The organism is Novosphingobium sp. ST904 (assembly GCF_001298105.1).
Taxonomy (GTDB): Bacteria; Pseudomonadota; Alphaproteobacteria; order Sphingomonadales; family Sphingomonadaceae; genus Novosphingobium.
The window spans coordinates 149,375-168,725 of sequence record NZ_LGJH01000161.1 but is presented as its reverse complement, the minus strand read 5'-3'; the positions used below and the strand labels follow the sequence as shown (position 1 = coordinate 168,725).

The following is a 19,351-nucleotide window of genomic DNA, read 5'->3' as shown; positions in this document are numbered from 1 at the left end:
TCGCGCGCGGACATCGCGCTTTCCGGCGGGGTCAGGCCCACGCCAAGGGCAAGGCCATAGCGCCAGGGCGTCATCGTATCGACGTTGTTCCACTCGATCGTAACGGCCTTGCGCGAACGCCCTGCCGCGCCGGCGTATTTTTGCGCCAGCAGCGAATCGATGCGCTCCAGCTTGCCGCTGACACGCGCGCGTTCAAGCTTCGAGATCGCCGAGGCACCGCCGCCCCGGAAGGCCTCGCAGATCGCCTGGGCTGCGTTCCATTCAGGATCGTCCCGCAGCGAACCCTGGATCGACATCACCGGGCACATGCCCGTGAAATCGGCGGAACGCTGATAGACGTCGAACGCCTCGTTTCCGATCTCGGGCGTGAAGTTCGATATGTCGATACCTTGCAGCAAGCGCCGGCGGCATCGGTTTCACCCATGCGGAGCAGCAGGCCGACCCGCAGGGCCAGGAACTGCTGCGGGCTCATTCCCGCCGGAGTCTCGAGACGCGAGGCAAGCGCGCGGCGCAGCAGGATATGGCCCCATCGCGAAAACACCGCGCCCCGGTTTGCCGCGATCGCGGACTGGACCAGATAGGGATTCTGCCCGGCGAGCGACGCCTCCGGCATCCCGCCCTCGCTCTCGTCGATAAGGCCGATCCGCTCCATCGAGCGCGCGCGCCCGAAGGCATGTCGAGGTCGAGCTTGTCCCCCAGCAGGGCTTCGAAATCCTCGGGCGACATGCGCTCCAGTTCTTCGAGGCTCGGCAGGCGTGACAGCGTGCTCTTGCCGTTCACGTCAGTGGTAACGAAGGAATCCGTGGCAAATGGCGGCACCTGCGCAGGCAACGGCTGGACCACGGGGGTCGACACCGAACGCGGCGCCGTGGCCGGCGTGGCGGTGGCAGGGCGATTCGCGGGTGGCGGCGTAGCGGGCGCCTGCGTGGGCGCGGGCTCTGAGAACATCTTGGGCAGCAGCGATTCCGGGGCATCCTGCGCCATCGCCCACGCGGACGTCACGGCGAGCGAAGCGCCGGCGAGCAAGTGCCAGGTCCTCATGTATGTTCCCTTGCGAGGCTTCATCGCGGCAGCTCCGGAACCGGCACCGGCTGGACGATATCGCGGACCGGAGAACGACCGCCATCCATCCACGCCCAGACACCCAGAACGACCGCCAGTACGACGATGGAAACGGCAGCCACGCCTGAAAACCTGCGCCTGCGTTTTTGTATCGTCACTCGCCTTCCTTCACCGATGCTTGCGCTGCGACCTAGCGCAACTATAGGCGATGGAGCAATGGACGTTCAACAAACCCGGTTTTCCGCACAGGAAATTGCCGCACTCGCGCGGCGCATCGATCGCCCCATCGTGCTGGTCGGAATGATGGGCGTGGGCAAGTCCAGCGTCGGCAAGCGCCTTGCCACGCTGCTCGACTGCGCCTTCGTCGACGCCGACGATGAGATTGAGCGCTCGGCGCAGATGACGATCCCCGAGATTTTCGAGACTTACGGCGAGGATTACTTCCGCGACGGCGAACGCCGGGTGATCTCCCGCCTCATCGAATCCGGCGTGGAACGCTGCGTGATCGCCACCGGCGGCGGCGCGTTCTGCAACGAGACGACGCGGGCGCTGATCCTCGACAAGGCGATCACCGTCTGGCTCGACAGCGAGGTGGACACCCTTGTCGAACGCACCGCGCGCAAGGATCACCGTCCGCTCCTGCGCGGCGGAGATCCGCGCGACATACTCGCCCGGCTGCGCGAAGACCGCAGGCCGCACTATTCGCAGGCACCGATCCATGTGATCAGCAACAGCGGGCCTCACGTTCAGACCATCAACAAGGTCCTTCAGGGAATTTCGCAATGGCTGTAATCCCCGTCGATATCGCCGGTCGTCCCTATGAAGTCCGGGTCGGAGCCGGTCTGCTCGCGGAACTCGTGCCGCAGTGCCGCGGGCGCCTGCGAAAGCGCGGCGTGCCGATCATCACGGACATCAACGTCCATGCGGCCTGGGGCCAGGTGGTCGAGGCAAGCCTGCGCGAAAGCGGCCACGAGCCGCACTGGCGCATCCTGCCTGCCGGTGAGGCGACCAAATCCTGGGATGAACTGGCGGCGACCGTCAACTGGCTCCTGTCGCTCGAAGTGGAGCGCGGCGACCATATCATCGCGCTGGGCGGCGGGGTGATCGGCGACCTTACGGGCTTCTGCGCCTCGGTTCTCAAGCGCGGCTGCAAGTTCATCCAGGTTCCCACCACCCTGCTCGCCCAGGTCGATTCGAGCGTCGGCGGCAAGACCGCGATCAATACGCCGGCTGGCAAGAACCTCGTCGGCGCGTTCCATCAGCCCTCGCTGGTGCTGGCCGACCTTTCCGCCCTCGAAACGCTGCCGGAACGCGAGCTTCGGGCCGGTTATGCCGAAGTGGTGAAATACGGCCTGATCGACGATGCCGACTTCTTCGCCTGGTGCGATGCCAATGGCGGCGCGATGATCGCCGGAGACAGCCAGCTTCGCGAATATGCCGTGGCGCATTCCGTGGCGAGCAAGGCGCGGATCGTTGCCGAGGATGAGTTCGAAACCACGGGAAAGCGCGCGCTTCTCAACCTTGGCCACACTTTCGGCCATGCGCTGGAAGCGGAAACCGGCTTCTCCTCCCGGCTGCTTCACGGCGAGGCGGTCGCGCTCGGCATGGTGCTGGCGGCCCGCTATTCGGCCCGCCGCGAACTGCTGCCCCGGGCCAGCGCCGAGCATATCGCCAACCATATCCGCGAGATCGGCCTGCCCTCCAGCCTTCCGGAACTGAGCCTCGATTGCGATGGCGGGAAACTGGTCGGTCACATGCTCCACGACAAGAAGATGGATGCCGGAACCCTGCCGTTCCTGCTACTCAAGGGCATTGGACAGACCTATCTGGACAAGCAGGTTTCGCTCGAAGACGTCGCTGCATTCCTTGACGAGGAACTGGCCCGCCAGCCCTGAACCGCCTGCTTTCAGGCACTTGGCGGCCCCGGTATTGAACGACACCTAAAAGGTACAGAGAAGGCGAGAGCCGTAACCGACACCCCTGCATCGCACTTACTCTCATAGACGGGGCTCGTGCGTGACATTACAATGACGCGCCACTATGGTGCGCGCTTGGACAACAAAAGTACCGGGCCGCACCAGACCGCCATGACACTTTCAGAAGCCACTCCCGAGCTCGACTTCCCCGAGGAGATCGAGCGAGACGACCGCGCCTTCCTGGGCCACCCCAAGGGCCTCGGCTACCTCTCCTTCGTCGAGGGTTGCGAGCGATTCTCCTACTACTCCATGCAGACGCTGCTCGTGCTCTACATGGTCAAGTACCTGCTGCTGCCGGAGAACGTCGGCAAGGTCATGGGGCTGTCGTGGCTGCGCGGCTGGCACTATGCCGGGCTTGAAGGGCAGCCGCTCGCATCGGCGATCTTCGGCGACTATACCTCGCTCGTCTATCTGACCCCTATTCTCGGCGGCATCGTCGCCGACCGCTGGCTCGGTCGCAAGGCCACCCTGATCGCTGGCGCCGTGGTCATGTCGCTCGGCCACTTCCTCATGGCGTTCGAGGGCATGTTCCTCTTCGCGCTGATCTCGCTGGTGGTGGGCGTCGGCCTGTTCAAGGGCAATATCGCCAGCCAGGTCGGCGAACTCTACAAGCCCGGCGACCTGCGCCGCGCCATGGCGTTCCAGATCTTCTACATCGCCATCAACGTTTCGGTCATCGCCGCGCCGCTGATCGCCGGCACCCTGGGCGAGAAGGTGGGCTGGCACTACGGCTTCGGCACCGCCGGCGTGGTCATGGTGCTGGGCCTGATCATCTACCTGAGGGCCGGACACTGGCTTCCCGCCGATAGCCGCGCTCCGAAGGGGGAAAAGGCGCAAAAAATCCGCCTGACCCGTTCCGACTGGCCCCGCCTCGGCGCACTGGCCGTGCTGGTGCCGGTGCTGGCCATCGCGATGATGAGCAATCAGGAAATCTTCAACGCCTACCTCGTCTGGGCGGACGACAAGTTCCAGCTGACCTTCTTCGGCGATACCCTGCCGACGAGCTGGATGATCACCGTGGACGCCACCCTCAGCTTCTCCATGCTGGTTGCCGTGGCGGCATTCTGGAAGTGGTACTCGACCCGCACCGGCCGCGAGCCCGACGAACTGGGCAAGATGATCATCGGCTCGGTGTTCAGCATCATGGGCGGCATGTGCCTCGTCATCGCCGCCGCAACCGCTGGCGATGCCAAGATCGGCCTGTTCTGGCCGGTGATGTTCCACCTGTTCAACTCGATCGGTTTCGCGCACATCATGCCGGTCAGCCTGGCCCTGTTCACCAAGGTTGCCCCGCGCGCGCTCAATGCGACGGTGGTGGGCATCTACTACCTTGCGTTCTTCGGCGCCAACAAGGTCGTGGGCGAAGTGGGCGGCTGGTATTCCTCGATGGATACCGTGTCTTTCTGGCTGATCCACGTCGCCTCGGCCGCCGTGGGCCTGATCGCCTTCGCGGCGTTCAAGATCGCACTGGGCAAGACGCTGGCCGGTGAGCCCGGCCCCGCCTGATAGCAAAGCGGCGCCCCTGCTCAGGCAAGGGCGCCGTTCTGGGATCAAGCGGAAAGCCCGTCAGCCGAACACGGCGACCGACTGCATCCCCGCGATCACCGGCCTGCCCGCTGCATTCCACTGAAGGATTTGCTCGCTCGCCCCGCCGCCGCGCGCGAATTCGCTGGTGGAGCGCAGCAGCCACCAGCCATCTTCCGTCGTCGGCACAGGCTCCAGCAAGTTGACGTGCCAGTGCATCGAGCTGATCGGCACGCGGAAGCCCAGCAGCGGCAGCACCGCCGTCGGCAAGGCATCGCCCACCAGCACCGCTTCAAGCGCCGGGTCGAGATTTTCGCGCGCCCTGAGCCGCACCCACCAGCACAGATCCGCTTCGCCCAGCGCCGATTTCGGCAGGGCAAAGCGCGCATCGAAGTTCTGCTTCAGGAACTGCGGCGCATGGTCCATCGGCACCGGTTTGGCATCCGCGACCGGGCTCACGCCTTCCGGCAGCGGATAACCGGCGATATCGGCAGCGCTTTCGATCTGGCGCATGAACACGAAGCTGGCGCTGAAACCCACGCCCTTCTCGTTCGACAGTTCCGCCGCAACCCAGGTGGCGTTGCGCCCCTTGCGCACGATTCGCGCCCCGCGCCTCCACGCGGCCTGCCAGCGGCGCGATCATCGCGAACTGGCCCGAACGCAGCGGCGGCAATTCGGGATCGACCCGCTGCGCCGCTGCCAGCGCCAGCGCCGAAGTCAGCCCGCCGTAAGCGGTGCGGCCCTGAAGCCAGTCATCGGTGACATCGAACGCGAAACCGCCCTCGATTTCCTCTGCCTCGGCCAGAAGCGCGGCGAAACCCGTCATCAGAACAACCTCGAACCATTGGGCACCGGCTGGTCCGGTGCGAATAGGACCACGCGCCCTTCCTCGTCCGCGAAGCCGAGCGTCAATGCCTCGGACAGCGCCTTGCCGATCTGCCGCGTGGGAAAGTTCACGACCGCCGCCACCTGCCGCCCGACCAGGTCCTCCGGCGCATAGAGCGCGGCGACTTGCCCCACGCTCCTGCGCTCGCCAATGCCGGGGCCGAAATCGATCCGCAGCTTGCAGCTTGGCTTGCGCGCGCCCTCGTAGATTCCCCGGCGACGATGGTGCCAACGCGGATGTCCACTTTCAGGAAGTCGTCGAAGGATATCTGCTCGGCCGCGGGTGCGGCGGGGTCGTGGTCCAGATGCATTTATTCCATTTCGAGGATCACGACGTCCACCGCAAGGCTTTCGCCCGCCTTGGCATTGACCGCCTTCACCACGCCCGACTTCTCGGCGCGCAGGATGTTCTCCATCTTCATGGCTTCCACCACGGCCAGCGGCTGGCCCGCTTCCACCTTGTCGCCCTCGCCCACATGGAGCGCGACGAGCAGGCCCGGCATCGGGCAGATCAGGTACTTCGAAAGATCCGGCGGAATCTTTTCGATCATGTGCTCGTTCAGCGAAGCCACCCGGCTCGGCAGGATCAGCACATCGTGGATGCAGCCGCGCGTGGTCATCTTCAGGCCCGTGCGCGTGGGCGCAACGCGGATGCCGATAGCCTCGCCGTCGATCTCGGCATCGATCAGGCGGTCGCCCGGCGTATATTCCATCGCGAGATCAACCGAGATGCCGTTCACCGTCACGTCCTCATCGTCGATGACGACTTCGAAAGGCGCCTTGTCGATGATGACGGTCCATTCCGAAGGCGGTGCCAGACGGCGCGAAGCCAGTTGCCCGTCCACGCGGCGCGCACGGTCGGCCCGGGCGGTGGCGACGAACGCGGCAACGGCGGCCAGCTTGCCTTTGAGTTCCTCGGACGCAGGCGCGCCGGTGAAGCCTTCGGGATATTCCTCGGCGATGAAGCCGGTGGTCAGTTCGCCCGAGCGGAAGCGCGGGTGCTGCATGATGGCCGAAACGAAGTCGATGTTGTGGCCAAGGCCCTCGATCTCGAACAGGTCGAGCGCGGCAACCTGCTTGTCCGCCGCCTCGTCGCGGGTCTCGCCCCAGGTGATGAGCTTGGCGATCATCGGGTCGTAGAACATCGAGACTTCGCCGCCTTCGTAGACGCCGTCATCGACACGCACGCCGTCGATACCGCGGCGGCCGTTTGCGGAGCCATCGTCGTCCCAGCCGTCAACCGGCGGCTGATAGCGCACGAGACGGCCGGTCGACGGCAGGAAGCCGCGATAGGGATCTTCGGCGTAGACGCGGTTTTCGATGGCCCAGCCGTCGATCTTCACGTCGGCCTGCGTCATCTCCAGCTTTTCGCCGGCGGCGACGCGGATCATCTGCTCGACCAGATCGACGCCGGTGATCGCCTCGGTAACCGGGTGCTCCACCTGAAGGCGGGTGTTCATTTCGAGGAAGTAGAAGCTCTCGCCCGTCGGGTCCGCGCCCGAGACGATCAGTTCGACGGTGCCCGCCGAATAGTAGCCCACCGCACGCGACAGGGCGACGCACTGCTCGCCCATGGCCTTGCGCATCTTCTCGGTGACGAAGGGCGACGGCGCTTCCTCCACCACCTTCTGGTGGCGGCGCTGGATCGAGCATTCGCGCTCGTTCAGGTAGAGGATGTTGCCGTGCTTGTCGCCGAGGATCTGGATCTCGATGTGGCGCGGGTTGAGGATGAACTTCTCGATGAAGACGCGGTCGTCGCCGAAGGAATTGAGGCCCTCGCGCTTCACGCTCTCGAAGCCCTCGCGCACGTCCTTTTCGTCATAGGCAAGGCGCATGCCCTTGCCGCCGCCGCCCGCGCTGGCCTTCATCATCACCGGATAGCCGATCTCGTTCGAGATGCGCACGGCGTGCTCGGTATCCTCGATCTCACCGACGAAGCCGGGCACGACGTTGACGCCGGCCTGCTTGGCAAGCTTCTTGGACTCGATCTTGTCACCCATCGCCGCGATCGCGCCGACGGGAGGGCCGATGAACTCGATACCCTCTGCGGCCAGCGCCTCTGCGAAGGAGGTACGTTCGGACAGGAAGCCGTAGCCCGGATGGACGGCTTCGGCGCCGGTCTGCTTGCATGCCTGGATGATCTTGTCGGCAATCAGGTACGACTGCGCGGCGGGCGCGGGGCCGATGTGGACGCCTCATCGGCCATCTGCACGAAAGGCGCACGGGCATCGGCGTCCGAATAGACGGCCACCGTCTGGATGCCCATCCGGCGCGCGGTCTTGATCACGCGGCAGGCAATCTCGCCCCGGTTTGCGATGAGGATTTTCTTGAACATCTCAATCCCTGTCTTTTGTCATGCGCCAAGCGGCGAAAAGTCCCACCAAGATCAGAACGATCAGGCTCCCCGGAAACATGAGGAACTTGATCAACCCATCGTTCTTGCACTCCGCACTGCCAGGGCGACCGCAGTCTCCCATTGCTGCCCCGCCCAGCAACGTCACCACAAAGGCGCTGCCAAGCAGGCCACCGCCAATGCAGCTCAAATGCTGTTTCAGGCTTGTGCCGGAATCGCTAAAACTCACCGGTCGCCGCCCCTCACACCGGTCGAACGTCACCGCTCGCCCGTTTCCACAACGGCGCGCAGTTGTTTTGTGCGCGCCTCGGTCAATTCCTTGAGGCAACCGTTCTGCTGAAGCGGCCAGATCGTGCCGCTTTCCTCACGCGGGCCGTTTTCTGCGAAGCACTGGGCATCGCGATAGGCGAGCCACTTGCGCTGCGCATCGAGCAGCCGATTGAAATTTCCGCCGGGGCCCTGCCTGTCGGCGGCCTTCGCCGCCGCTGCCGCCTTCCCCCAGGCCTCGTTCATCGCCCGGTCGGCCGACTGGAAGTCGCGGTACGAACACACGTTCATGTCCGTCTGCGTCATCGCATTGGCGCAATCGATCGTGGGCTCCGAGGCCAGGAGAAGGATCGGCAGGATCACGCGCGGATCACTCAGCCGCTTCCAGCTTGGCGCAGCCCTTGGGCATGCGCTGGGCTTCGACCTGAGCCTCGGTCAGTTCGATGGCCATCGGCTTGATGCCGAGGCGGGCGAACATGGCCATGTCACTGTCGTCACCGGCATTCGGCGCGGTGAGCAACTGGTCGCCGGTGAAGATCGAGTTGGCGCCGGCCATGAAGCACATCGCCTGCGTCATTTCGGACATCGATTCGCGGCCCGCCGAGAGGCGCACCATCGACAGCGGCATGGTGATGCGCGCCACCGCCACGGTGCGCACGAATTCCACGTCGTCGATCTTGGCGAGCGGGGTATCGGCCAGCATGTCGCCCAGCACCGTGCCCTTTACCGGCACCAGCGCGTTGACCGGAACCGACTGCGGGTGATCGGGCAGCGTCGCCAGCGTGTGGACGAAGCCCACGCGATCGGTGCGCGTCTCGCCCATGCCGACGATGCCGCCGGAGCAGACGTTGATGCCCGCCATGCGCACGTTCGACAGCGTGTCGAGACGGTCGTCCATGGTGCGCGTGGTGATCACCTGATCGTACCGCTCGGGCGAGGTGTCGATGTTGTGGTTGTAGTAATCGAGGCCCGCTTCCGAGAGCATGTCCGCCTGATCGGGCGTCAGCATGCCCAGCGTCATGCAGGTTTCCATGCCCATCGCGCGCACGCCTTTCACCATCTCGATGATGGCAGGCATGTCGCGGTCCTTCGGATTGCGCCAGGCGGCGCCCATGCAGAAGCGGGTGGAGCCCTGATCCGCCGCCTGCGCCGCGCGCTGCAGCACCTGCTGCACTTCCATCAGCTTGGTCGCCTTGACGCCGCTGCTCGCCGAAACCGACTGCGAGCAATAGCCGCAATCTTCCACGCAGCCGCCGGTCTTGATCGAAAGCAGCGTGGAAAGCTGCACTTCGTTTGCCCGGTGATTGGCCCGGTGAACCTCGGCCGCGCGGAACACCAGTTCGGTGAACGGCAGGTCGAAGAGTTCGGCGATCTCTTCGCGGGTCCAGTCGTTGCGCGGTTCAAAACGGGGGTCGGTCATCAAAATCTTCCTGTTACGTTCGGACGCGCGGCACGGAGCCGGAGTCCAGTCGATGCCGCCCGCATAGAGCGGAGCGGCGTCTCGTGCCAGTTTCCCGTGTTCCCCCGCACGGCAATCATCACTCGGCCGTGGCCAGCGCGTCGCCCACCGGCGGCATGTTGTGGCCGAGCAGGCGCAGCACGTCGCCGCGCATTCCACCACGTTGGAGCCGGGGCCGTAGATGCCCTGAACGCCTGCACCGCGCAGATATTCGTAGTCCTGCGGCGGGATGACGCCGCCTGCGATCACCTTGACGTCCCCTCGCCCGGCTTCGCGCAGCTTCTGGATCAGTTCGGGAATCAGCGTCTTGTGGCCCGCCGCCAGCGACGATGCACCCACCACGTCCACGTCGCTTTCCAGCGCCAGCACCACGGTTTCCTGCGGAGTCTGGAACAGCGGACCGGACACCACGTCAAAGCCCATGTCCCCGAAGGCCGAGGCGATCACGTTCGCGCCGCGATCGTGGCCGTCCTGCCCCATCTTGGCGACCAGCAGCTTCGGCTTGCGGCCGAGGCGGCGTTCCACCGCGGCCACGCCGTCCAGCACCTGCTGCCAGCGGCTGTCGCCCTCGTAAGGCGCGCCGTAAACACCCTTCACCGGGGTCGGCTGCGTACCATAACGCTGGAAGCTGTCTTCCATGGCCGAACTGATCTCGCCCAGCGTGGCGCGCGCACGGGCGCATTCCACCGCCAGCGCGAGCAGGTTGTTCTCGATGCTCGATTCGCCCGCCGCGCCTTCACGAAGGGCCTTGAGAGCAGCCTGGCATGCCGCCTCGTCGCGATCCGCCTTCATCTTCTCGATGCGGGCGATCTGGCCTTCGCGGACCTTGGCGTTGTCCACTTCCAGCGTTTCCAGCAGGTCTTCGCTGGCAAGGCGGTACTTGTTGACGCCGACGATCACGTCGTCGCCCCGGTCCACGCGGGCCTGACGGGCCGCGGCAGCGGTCTCGATCATCGCCTTGGGCCAGCCGGCGGCGACAGCCTTGGCCATGCCGCCCTCGGCCTGCACGCGCTCGATGATCTCCCAGGCCTGGTCGACCAGCTGCTTCGTGAGCGATTCGATGTAGTAGGAGCCACCCAGCGGATCGACGACATTGCACATGCCGGTCTCCTCCTGGATGATGATCTGCGTGTTGCGGGCGATGCGGGCCGAAAAGTCGGTCGGCAGCGCGATCGCCTCGTCCAGCGCGTTGGTGTGCAGCGACTGGGTGCCGCCCAGCATCGAGGCCATCGCCTCGATCGTGGTGCGAATGACGTTGTTGTAGGGGTCCTGCTCCTGCAGCGAAACACCCGAAGTCTGGCAGTGGGTGCGCAGCATCTTCGACCGTTCGTCCTTGGCGCCAAGCTCCGTCATGACCCGGTGCCACAGCACGCGTGCGGCGCGCAGCTTGGCCACTTCCATGAAGAAGTTCATGCCGATGGCGAAGAAGAACGAAAGGCGGCCCGCGAACTTGTCGATATCGAGGCCCGATGCCACGCCGTACTTCACGTATTCCGCGCCGTCGGCGATGGTGAAGGCCAGTTCCTGCACCTGCGTCGCACCGGCTTCCTGCATGTGATAGCCGGAAATCGAGATCGAGTTGAACTTCGGCATCTCGCGGCTGGTGTAGCCGAAGATGTCCGAGATGATCCGCATCGAAGGCTCGGGCGGATAGATGTAGGTGTTGCGGACCATGAACTCCTTGAGGATGTCGTTCTGGATGGTCCCGTCGAGCAGTTTGCGGTCTACGCCCTGCTCTTCACCGGCAACGATGAAGAAGGCCAGGATCGGGATCACCGCGCCGTTCATCGTCATCGAGACCGACATCTTGTCGAGCGGAATGCCGTCGAACAGGATCTTCATGTCCTCGACGGAATCGATGGCGACGCCCGCCTTGCCGACGTCACCACGACACGTGGATGGTCGCTGTCGTAGCCGCGATGGGTGGCAAGGTCGAAGGCGACCGAAAGGCCCTTCTGGCCCGCCGCAAGGTTGCGGCGATAGAAGGCGTTCGATTCCTCGGCAGTGGAGAAACCCGCATACTGGCGGATGGTCCAGGGGCGGCCGGCATACATCGAGGCGCGCACGCCGCGCGTGAACGGCGCGAAGCCGGGAAGGCCGGGATCGACGGTCACGTCCTCGGCGGTGTAGAGCGGCTTCACCGCGATACCCTCGGGCGTATTCCAGGTCAGGTCCTTGCCCTTGACCTCCTTGTCGGCGGCTGCCTTCCAGTCGTTGATGTCTGCCATAGTCCGCATCCCTTCCGGCCCGCGCTGGTTGCGGCGGGCCGTGATCTTTCTCAGTGAGCGCCCTTGGGCGTTTCCATGATCTCTGTAAGCTGGCCGCCCATGTCCCTGGGGTGGACGAAGAAGATCAGCGTCCCGTGCGCGCCCATGCGCGGCTCACCCAGCACGCGCTTGCCAAGGCTTTCGAACCACGCCTTGGCGGCGTGAATGTCCGGCACTTCGTAGCAGATGTGGTGCTGGCCCCCGAGCGGGTTCTTCTCCAGCCACTTGCCCACGGCCGAATCCGTCGCGGTCGGCTGGAGCAGCTCGATCTGCGTGCCTGCCGTGCCATCCTCACCCGGCGTATTGACGAAGCAGACGCGCACTTGCTGGCTTTCCAGCACGAACGGCTCGGTAATATCGGTGGCGCCCATCACGTCCCGGTAGAACGCGATCGAGGCGTCGAGATCGGGCGTGGCGACGCCGATGTGGTTGAGACGGCCGAGCTTCACGCCACGTTCTCCAGCACGAGGGCGATACCCTGCCCGCCGCCGATGCACATGGTGACAAGGCCGTACTTCCCGCCCGTGCGTTTCAATTCGTACATGCACTTGATGGCGAGCATCGTGCCGGTCGCGCCGACCGGGTGGCCGATGGACACCCCCGAACCGTTGGGGTTCACCTTCTCCGGATCGAAGCCGAGCACCTTGGACACGGCGGCGGCCTGCGCGGCGAAAGCCTCGTTGCTCTCGATCACGTCGATCTGACCCAGCGAAAGCCCGGCCCGCTCCAGCGCCACCGGCACCGCCTTGATCGGGCCTTCGCCCATATAGGCGGGCTCGACCCCGGCGTGGCCCCAGGCGAGGATCTTCGCAAACGGCTTGAGGCCCCGCTTCTCGACTTCCGAGGCCGTCGCCAGCACCACGGCGGCAGCACCGTCGTTGATGCCCGAGGCATTGCCTGCGGTAACCGTGCCGTCCTTCTTGAACGCCGGACGCATCGCGCCGAGCGTCTCAACGGTGGTGTCCGCGCGGACATGCTCGTCGGTATCGAATACGGTCACGCCCTTGCGGGTCTTCACTTCGACGGGGAGGATCTGCTCCTTGAAGCGGCCTTCCGCGATGGCCTTGGCGGCGCGCTGATGACTGGTCGCGGCAACCGTGTCCATGTCCTCACGCGAGATGCAGTGGCGTTCGGCCACGTTCTCGGCGGTGATGCCCATGTGGTAGCCGCCAATGGCGTCCGACAGGCCCAGGGTCAGCGCGTCTTCCTGCGTGTTGTCGCCCATCTTCTTGCCCCAGCGCACGCCGTGGTCGTGATAGGGCACGTTCGACATCGATTCCGCGCCGCCCGCGACGGTGATCCCCGCCTCGCCCAGCTTCATCATCTGCGCGGCCGAAACGATCGCCTGCACGCCCGATCCGCAGAGGCGGTTGAGCGTCATCGAAGGCACTTCGAACGGCACGCCCGCGTTAAGGCCGATCACGCGGCTGAGCATCTCGTCCCTGGCGCTGGTCGGCATGACCTGGCCGATGACGATATGGCCAACGTCCTCCGGCGAAACGCCCGCACGGGCCAGCGCCTCGGTCACGACCTTGCCGCCGAGATCGGACGGCATGAACGACTTCAGCGAGCCGCCGAAATCGCCGACTGCCGTGCGTACGCCGCTGACGATGTAGATGTCTTCCATGACCTGACTTCCCAATCTGGTTTTTCGATGCGTGCCGTCTTTCGCGGCTGGAGTGGATCGCAGCGCTCGCCCCCAGGCGATACGCCGCAATCCGTGACGCGATCAAAGCGGAATGTTGTCGTGCTTCTTCCAGGGGTTTTCGAGGCTCTTGGTCCGCAGCTTGCGCAGACCCAGCGCAAATGCGCTTGCGGGTCGAGTGCGGGTAGATCACCTCATCGATATAACCCCGGCTCGCCGCCACGAAGGGGTTGGCGAAGCGGTCTTCGTATTCCCTGGTCTTCTCGGCAATGCCTTCGGGCGAGAGGCCGCGGAAGATGATCTCCACCGCGCCCTTGGCGCCCATCACCGCGATTTCGGCGGTCGGCCAGGCATAGTTGAGATCGCCGCGCAGGTGCTTGGACGCCATGACGTCGTAAGCGCCGCCATAGGCCTTGCGGGTGATCACGGTGATCTTCGGCACGGTCGCTTCGGCATAGGCGAACAGCAGCTTGGCGCCGTGTTGATGATGCCGTTGTGCTCCTGATCGGTGCCCGGCAGGAAGCCCGGCACGTCCACGAAAGTGATGATCGGGATGTTGAAGGCATCGCAGAAGCGCACGAAACGCGCAGCCTTCTTGGACGAGTTGATGTCCAGCACGCCCGCCAGCACCATCGGCTGGTTGGCGACGACGCCCACGGTCTTGCCCTCGATGCGGCCGAAACCGACGATGATGTTGCCCGCATGCAGCGGCTGAACCTCGAAGAAGTCGCCCTCGTCGAGCGTCTTCCGGATCACCTCATGCATGTCGTAAGGCTGGTTGGCCGAAGGTGGGATCACGGTGTCGAGGCTTTCCTCGGCACGGTCCCACGGATCGGCGCAGGGACGCTCGGGCACTTCCTCGCGGTTGCTCAGCGGCAGGAAGTCGAAGAAATCGCGCGCCGCCAGCAGCGCCTCGATGTCGTTTTCCAGCGCCAGGTCGGACACCGAGGTCTTGCTGGAGTGCGTGATCGCGCCGCCCAGCTCCTCTTGCGTGACGACTTCGTTGGTCACGGTCTTCACCACGTCCGGCCCGGTGACGAACATGTAGGACGAGTCCTTCACCATGAAGATGAAGTCGGTCATGGCGGGCGAATAGACCGCGCCGCCGGCGCAAGGCCCCATGATCAGCGAAAGCTGCGGCACCACGCCCGAGGCGAGCACGTTGCGCTGGAACACTTCGGCATAGCCGCCGAGCGAGGCCACACCTTCCTGGATGCGCGCGCCGCCGGAATCGTTGAGGCCGATCACCGGCGCGCCGACCTTCATCGCGTTGTCCATCAGCTTGCAGATCTTCTGCGCGTGACGGTGCGAGAGCGAACCGCCGAACACGGTGAAGTCCTGGCTGAACACGAAGACGAGGCGGCCGTTGATGGTGCCCGAGCCTGTGACCACACCGTCTCCGGGGATCTTCTGGCTCTCCATGCCGAAATCGGTGCAGTCATGTTCGACGTAGAGATCGAACTCCTCGAAGCTGTCCTCATCCAGCAGGATATCGAGGCGTTCGCGCGCGGTGAGCTTGCCCTTGGCATGCTGCGCGGCAATGCGCTTTTCGCCCCCGCCCAGCTTTGCGGCGGCGCGGCGCTTTTCCATCTCGGCGATATTGGCTGACATCCGGGTTCCCTTGGCAGTGACCTTGACGGCACGAATTCGTTGCCCTGCTAAGGCAGGTTGAAGCGCCAAGGTCAATAGTTTTAATCGAACGGTTAAACCACAAAAGCGGCAGCTTCGCGTCGATTTCGCCCCACCGATGTGTTTGCACGGGCCAAGATCGCCTGCACGGATTGATCCCGCCGACCTTGCGGTTTTCCGCCGCTCCTTGCCTCCAACGGAAAAGGCGCCGCGACTGTATGGACAGTCATGGCGCCTCTCTATTCCGCCGGGGGCAAAGCACCGGCCGATCGCGGCGATGACCGCTGGTCGGACAGGACTGTCCAACCAGCGACCAGCCTTACTTCATGAGCACGAGTTCTTCCGACATCGTCGGGTGAACCGCGACGGTGGCGTCGAAGTCCGCCTTGGTGAGCCCGGCCTTCACCGCGATGGCAGCGGCCTGGATGATCTCGGGCGCATCCGGCCCGATCATGTGCAGGCGACGACCTTGCCCGTCGTGCCTTCGCAAACCATCTTGTAGAGCGAGCGCTCGTTGCGATGCGCCACGACGTTCTTCATCGGGCGGAAGTCGCTGGTGTAGATTTCCACCGAACCGAGCTGCTGGCGGGCCTGCGCTTCCGTCAGGCCCACCGCGCCGATCGGCGGGTGGCTGAACACGGCGGAGGGGATGCAGCCATAGTCCACCGTCGTCGGCTTGTCGCCGAACACGGTATCGGCAAAGGCCTGCCCTTCGCGGATCGCGACGGGGGTGAGCTGCACCCGGTTGGTCACGTCGCCCACGGCATAGATGTAGTCGACATTGGTCTGCGAATAGTCATTCACCCGGATCGCGTTCTTGTCGTCAAGCTCCACGCCGACGTTCTCCAGCCCGAGCCCCTCGATATTGGGTACGCGGCCGGTGGCGAAGAGGACGCAGTCCACCTCGATCGGTTCGTGATTGGTCATCGAGACGGTGAGCGAACCATCGGCGTTCTTCTCGATGCCGCGGAAGTCGGCATTGAAGCGGAAGTCGATGCCCTTGGTGATCGAGATCTGGAGGAGACGATCGCGCATGGATTCGTCATAGCCGCGCAGAAGCTGGTCCGAGCGGTTGATGAGCGTCACCTTCGATCCGAACTGGTGGAAGATGCCCGCGAACTCGTTGGCGATGTAGCCTGCGCCCGCGATCAGGATGCGCTTGGGCAAGGCATCGAGGTGGAACGCCTCGTTGGAGGTGATGCCGTGTTCGTGGCCGGGGCAGGACGGCACCATCGGGCGGGCGCCCGTGGCGATGAGGATGACCCTGGCGGTCTTCTTCTCGCCGCTGGCCAGCGTGATCTCGTGCGGGCCGGTGATCGCGGCGCGCTCGTGGAATATCTCGACCTTGTTGTTCTCGAGCGTCTGCGTGTAGATCCCGTTCAGCCGGTCGACGTCGCCCAGCACGTTGTCGCGCAGCTTCACCCAGTCGAACGTCGCTTGCGGAATGTCCCAGCCGAACTGCCTGGCGTCCTCGAGGTCCTCGGCGAAGTGCGCGCCGTAAACCAGCATCTTCTTGGGAACGCAGCCGCGGATCACGCAAGTGCCGCCGACCCTGTACTCTTCGGCCACCGCCACGCGCGCGCCGTGCGCCGCCGCGATCCGGCTGGCGCGCACGCCGCCCGATCCTGCGCCGATGGTAAAGAGGTCATAGTCGAATTCTGACATGCACTTGGCTCCTGCTGCGCCGGCCTGGTTCCGGGGCACCGGCGCATATGGGGCAGGACATCGCCGATTCAACGGGTGTTTTGCCCACCCCCATCGCCTCCACCCGCATCCCGCAAGGCCGCCCGCGCCGCATGCCCCCGCAGAAGCGCGGGAACGGATCGTCGAAACGCGAGCTCCGCTGGCCGCAAATACATTGTCAACTAAAACAGTTGAGTTTATAGGAGTCGCATCGAGAGCCGCTCCCTACAGGACAGCCTGCGCCGGCGGACATCCCCTCCTGCATCGGGAGAAGAGAGAATGGCAAAGACGAACCAGCACGCAGCACCCGCGCAAGAACCCCTGGTGCTGCTCATCCCCGGTCTTGACGGCAGCGGCCCCGGTCACTGGCAGCGCCGCTGGGCCGAAGAGATGGACAATGCCCAGATGGTCGACCTCGGCCTCTGGGAAAAGCCGCATCGCAACACCTGGATCAACCGCCTGAACCTATCGGTCCAGCGCGCGCGCGCGTGGTGCTGTGGCGCACAGCCTCGGCTGCCTGTTGACGGCGTGGTGGGCGAAATTCGAACAGCCCGGCTGGTCTTCGCGTCGTGGGCGCGCTGCTGGTGGCCCCGCCGGAAGTGGACTTCTTCCCGCGCGACGACCGCCTGAACGGCTTCGCGCCGACGCCGAGCGACGAACTGCCCTTCCCCTCGATCCTCGTGGCCAGCCGCAACGATCCGTGGATCGGCTTCCCGACTGCGCGGCTGCTGGCCCGCCAATGGGGCAGCCAGTTCGTGGACGCGGGCGAGACCGGCCACATCAATGCGGATTCGAAGATCGGAAGCTGGGAAGACGGCAAGCAGCTGCTTCGCCAGTTGACCGGCAGCGCCGCTGCCTCTGCCCGGCACTACCCATCGGCCCATGCCGACGGGTCTGACGGCCTTGAACTGGGCCACTGAGCGCCAGGGCCGAATTCAGCAACAAGCCGAAGGGGGCATGATCACGCCCCCTTCGGCTCAGGCTCTTGTTCAGGCGATCCCGGAAAGCTGAAGCAGCGCCTCGGTCGAAGGATCGAACGTGGTGCCGCCCTTCTCGATCTGCTTGGCGATCTCCTTGCCCAGTTCCACGCCGAACTGGTCGAACGGGTTGATCCCCATCAGCACGGCATTGGCGAACGTCCGGTGTTCATGGAACGCCACGAGCGCGCCGAACGTGGCGGGCGAGACTTCGTCGAGCAGGATCGTCGCGGAGGGACGGTCCCCCGGATAGGCGCGCGCGGGATCTTCGCTGCCCTTGCCCGCCATCAGCGCCGCGCCCTGAGCGAAACAGTTCGACAGGAGGATGCGGTGATGCGCGGGGTTGAGATCGTCGCCCGGCGCGATGGCGGCGATGAAGTCCACCGGCACGAGGTTGGTGCCCTGGTGGAGGAGCTGGAACACCGCATGCTGGGCATCGGTGCCGACACCGCCCCAGGTGATCGGCGCGGTCGGCGCGCCCACCGGCGAACCGTCCACCTTCACGCTCTTGCCGTTCGATTCCATCTCCAGCTGCTGGAGATAGTCGGGCAGCAGGGCGAGACGCTCGTCATAGGCGAAGACCGCGCGGGTCTGGCAGCCGCGCAGGCGCGTATAATACTGGTCGGCGAAGGCGGCGCGCAGCGGCAGGTTGTCGAGGCCGTCGGCGTCGCGGAAATGGATGTCCATCGCGGCCGCGCCGTCCAGCATTTCGGCGAAATCCGGCCAGCCCAGCGCCATGGCGACCGGGAAACCGATCGACGACCACAGCGAGTAACGGCCGCCCACGCTTTCCGAGAACGGCAGGATGCGGGTTTCGTCCACGCCCCACTCCATCGCCTTGTCCGGCGCGGCGGTCAGCGCGACGACGCGGCCGTACGGGTCTTCGACGCCGTGCTCGCGCATCCAGCCCAGCACGCTGTCCGCATTGGTCATCGTCTCGATGGTGGTGAAGGTCTTGGAAGCGACCGCCAGCATCGTCGTGGCCGGATCGCACTTTGCAAACGCGGCTTCGAGCGCGCATCCGTCGATATTGGAGACGACATGGACGTCCACCATGGCACCGTCGCGGGCCAGCGCGTCGATCGCCAGTGCCGGGCCGAGCGCCGATCCGCCGATGCGACGTGGATCAGGTGCTTCACCTCGCCCATGGCGCCGCGGTGGATGGCCTCGACGATGGCGGCCATGCGGGCATGGTTCTCGAACGCGGTCGCGACGCCTTCCTCGCTGCCGACACCGCGCTGGGCGGTATGCTCGGCCGCGCGGCCTTCCGTCTGGTTGACGATCTCGCCCGCGAACAGCGCCGCGCGGCGACCGTCGAAGTCCATCGCGGCGGCCAGTTCCTCGAAGGCGGCAACATGGGCGGCATCGAGGTGAGTCTTCGACCAGTCGAACCGGATTGCGCCGGGGCTGGTCTCGTCACCGAGTTCGAGACGGGTCGCGAGCAGGTCCAGACGGCCGGAATCGGCGTCGAAAAGCTCGGAAAGCGTCGGTTTGGGCAATGCTTCCAGCTTGTTCCACACCGCTTCGCTCATGCCATGGTTCCTTGTCTCAGGGTTGGGGGCCAGCCTTATGCATAGCAGGCGGGAGAAGGCCAAGGTCATTCTTGTGCACAGATGCACGTCGG

The 19,351-nt window shown here is 65.0% G+C and carries 13 protein-coding genes and 7 pseudogenes; 5 read left to right on the top strand and 15 right to left on the bottom strand.

Annotated elements, in window-relative coordinates; translation table 11 throughout:
* The 3 genes and pseudogenes from ADT71_RS23840 to ADT71_RS35180 form a co-directional block, all read right to left on the bottom strand.
* Positions 1-398 (bottom strand): annotated as a pseudogene (locus tag ADT71_RS23840) (hypothetical protein); the annotation flags it as partial.
* Positions 399-468: 70 nt separating this feature from the next.
* Positions 469-1,041 carry a hypothetical protein gene (locus tag ADT71_RS31645; RefSeq protein ID WP_156336778.1) on the bottom strand — a complete coding sequence of 191 codons (573 nt, stop codon included), beginning with the start codon at positions 1,039-1,041 and terminating at the stop codon, positions 469-471.
* Between the two features lie 20 nt (positions 1,042-1,061).
* Positions 1,062-1,184: a hypothetical protein gene (locus ADT71_RS35180; RefSeq protein WP_255351691.1), complete on the bottom strand. Its 123-nt coding sequence runs from the start codon at positions 1,182-1,184 to the stop codon at positions 1,062-1,064.
* 94 nt (positions 1,185-1,278) lie between these two features.
* Here ADT71_RS35180 and ADT71_RS23830 point away from each other — a divergent pair, with 94 nt between their 5' ends.
* The 3 genes from ADT71_RS23830 (at position 1,279) to ADT71_RS23820 (ending at position 4,544) form a co-directional block, all read left to right on the top strand.
* On the top strand, positions 1,279-1,854 hold the full coding sequence (locus tag ADT71_RS23830) for a shikimate kinase (protein ID WP_054440877.1): 576 nt from the start codon (positions 1,279-1,281) through the stop codon (positions 1,852-1,854).
* A complete protein-coding gene (gene aroB / locus ADT71_RS23825) occupies positions 1,845-2,957 on the top strand; it encodes a 3-dehydroquinate synthase (protein WP_054440874.1) in 1,113 nt (370 codons plus the stop codon). Before ADT71_RS23830 ends, aroB begins: the two co-directional genes overlap by 10 nt.
* 192 nt (positions 2,958-3,149) lie before the next feature.
* Entirely contained in the window at positions 3,150-4,544 is a 1,395-nt protein-coding gene (locus ADT71_RS23820) for a peptide MFS transporter (RefSeq protein WP_054440914.1), read from the top strand.
* Positions 4,545-4,604: 60 nt separating this feature from the next.
* On the opposite strand, the gene ADT71_RS23815 is transcribed toward ADT71_RS23820, so the two are convergent.
* From ADT71_RS23815 to gor, 11 genes and pseudogenes are all read right to left on the bottom strand, one after another.
* Positions 4,605-5,159, bottom strand: a complete 555-nt coding sequence (locus tag ADT71_RS23815; protein WP_231636152.1) for a thioesterase family protein — start codon at positions 5,157-5,159, stop codon at positions 4,605-4,607.
* 228 nt (positions 5,160-5,387) lie between these two features.
* Positions 5,388-5,758 (bottom strand): annotated as a pseudogene (locus ADT71_RS30700) (tRNA-binding protein).
* A pseudogene (locus ADT71_RS23805) lies at positions 5,759-7,782 on the bottom strand (biotin carboxylase N-terminal domain-containing protein).
* Between the two features lies 1 nt (position 7,783).
* On the bottom strand, positions 7,784-8,029 hold the full coding sequence (locus ADT71_RS23800; RefSeq protein WP_132468978.1) for a hypothetical protein: 246 nt from the start codon (positions 8,027-8,029) through the stop codon (positions 7,784-7,786).
* Positions 8,030-8,058: 29 nt separating this feature from the next.
* A complete protein-coding gene (locus ADT71_RS23795; RefSeq protein ID WP_082370524.1) occupies positions 8,059-8,430 on the bottom strand; it encodes a lysozyme inhibitor LprI family protein in 372 nt (123 codons plus the stop codon).
* A gap of 7 nt (positions 8,431-8,437) precedes the next feature.
* Positions 8,438-9,487, bottom strand: a complete 1,050-nt coding sequence (bioB, locus tag ADT71_RS23790; RefSeq protein WP_054440868.1) for a biotin synthase BioB — start codon at positions 9,485-9,487, stop codon at positions 8,438-8,440.
* A 118-nt stretch (positions 9,488-9,605) separates the two neighbouring features.
* Positions 9,606-11,754: pseudogene (gene scpA, locus ADT71_RS23785) on the bottom strand (methylmalonyl-CoA mutase).
* A gap of 50 nt (positions 11,755-11,804) precedes the next feature.
* Positions 11,805-12,242 carry a methylmalonyl-CoA epimerase gene (gene mce, locus ADT71_RS23780; RefSeq protein ID WP_054440867.1) on the bottom strand — a complete coding sequence of 146 codons (438 nt, stop codon included), beginning with the start codon at positions 12,240-12,242 and terminating at the stop codon, positions 11,805-11,807.
* Entirely contained in the window at positions 12,239-13,420 is a 1,182-nt protein-coding gene (gene bktB / locus ADT71_RS23775) for a beta-ketothiolase BktB (RefSeq protein WP_054440865.1), read from the bottom strand. Before bktB ends, mce begins: the two co-directional genes overlap by 4 nt.
* A gap of 102 nt (positions 13,421-13,522) precedes the next feature.
* A pseudogene (locus ADT71_RS23770) lies at positions 13,523-15,049 on the bottom strand (acyl-CoA carboxylase subunit beta).
* 337 nt (positions 15,050-15,386) lie between these two features.
* Positions 15,387-16,732, bottom strand: a pseudogene (gor, locus tag ADT71_RS23765) (glutathione-disulfide reductase).
* A 297-nt stretch (positions 16,733-17,029) separates the two neighbouring features.
* On the opposite strand from gor, the gene ADT71_RS35175 reads away from it, so the two are divergent.
* The gene (locus ADT71_RS35175; RefSeq protein WP_255351690.1) at positions 17,030-17,380 is read left to right on the top strand and encodes an alpha/beta hydrolase; all 351 of its coding nucleotides are present in this window, start codon (positions 17,030-17,032) and stop codon (positions 17,378-17,380) included.
* Entirely contained in the window at positions 17,335-17,670 is a 336-nt protein-coding gene (locus ADT71_RS35170; protein ID WP_255351689.1) for an alpha/beta hydrolase, read from the top strand. The genes ADT71_RS35175 and ADT71_RS35170 overlap by 46 nt, the downstream gene beginning before the upstream one ends.
* A 69-nt stretch (positions 17,671-17,739) precedes the next feature.
* On the opposite strand, the pseudogene pgi reads toward ADT71_RS35170, so the two are convergent.
* Positions 17,740-19,259, bottom strand: a pseudogene (gene pgi / locus ADT71_RS23755) (glucose-6-phosphate isomerase).
* Between the last annotated feature and the right edge of the window lie 92 nt (positions 19,260-19,351).